Raw genomic sequence first — 1162 nt, 5'->3', positions numbered from 1 at the left:
GTAGAGAAAGAGGCGAATAGATTGGCCCGAGATTTACTTATCTCTCGCGCCAGCTGGAAGTCCGCATCGGTCAGGCAGCTTCCTACGAAAGCAGGCATCCTCGCGCTGGCTGAGGAGCTCCAAATTCATCCCTCAATCGTTGCGGGAAGGGTTCAGAAGGAGCAAGAAAACTACGCTGTTTTTGCTGATCTGATTGAAAGAGGAACGGTTAGGGAAATGTTGAGCTAATTCGCAGAACGTCTACTTACTGAAAGAACTGTCATGGACACGAACTTCACCTATTCGCCTATTGTCAAAGGAAAGCTGAACGACATCAAGGCAGTCTCCTATCTCAAGCATGACATTGCGGATCGTGTGAAGCCGGTGTTTGAGTTGCCGCCGTTTATCGAAACAGATAAGCCGGAAGTGGTGCTGTCTCGATTTGCGGACCGTCTAGGTAAGCTTTATCCAACCCGTCACTGTTACGTGGACTTCCCGTTGCTGAAGACTGGAGCAAGAACTTCAGAAGGTGAGGTCGYGCTGGCTAATGCGTACGCTCGGCTTAATTCACTCTCCATAAACTATGAGCCCGTCTATGGGTTTGATAGAGATGAAGCTCTCTGGGGGCTAGTCATTCAGCAAGCCAAACAATCAGGTGGAATGCTACTGCGACTTGAACCTGATGATCTGGAATTCATGAGCGATACGTTTGACCGAATCCAAGATCTAACGATCCGAGGCTTGGATACGAGCAGTATGGATGTTCTGCTAGATTGCCGATCCTTGACAGGTATCGCCTCAACAACAGCTGTGTCTGAAACGGCGGCCATCTTTCTGGACAACCTTGCAACCTCCTTTCGGATTCGTAAAGCAATTGTTGCGGGATCGAGTGCACCCAAGACAGTAACTGATATCGAGAGGAATTCTCGTGGCGACGTGCTCCGTCACGAGCTATCTCTTTGGGCCAATTTGCGAGTGCGAAACCTGCCTTTGGAAGCGGTCTATGGGGACTACGGTGTGATCCATCCCGATTTCACAGACTTAACGCCAAGCTCGCACATCAACGGAAAAATCCGCTACACGCAAGGAAAACACTTCCACATATTCCGCGGACATAGCCTAAGTCAAGATGACAAGTACGAGCAGTACCGAAAGCTGTCACATGGTGTGATGAGCAGTGGAT

Annotated in this window: 2 protein-coding genes; both read left to right on the top strand. The window is 49.6% G+C overall.

From position 1 onward, the window contains the following. A partial coding sequence (locus AC1D2K_RS34975; protein WP_478095049.1) for a M78 family metallopeptidase domain-containing protein occupies positions 1-228 on the top strand: 228 nt, incomplete at its 5' end. Between the two features lie 33 nt (positions 229-261). Continuing rightward, a partial coding sequence (locus AC1D2K_RS34970; RefSeq protein ID WP_478095047.1) for a beta family protein occupies positions 262-1162 on the top strand: 901 nt, incomplete at its 3' end.

This window comes from Variovorax sp. P1_H12_2, assembly GCF_056405335.1.
The sequence above is the reverse complement of the archived record's forward strand: the minus strand, read 5'-3'. Positions and strand labels throughout refer to the sequence as shown.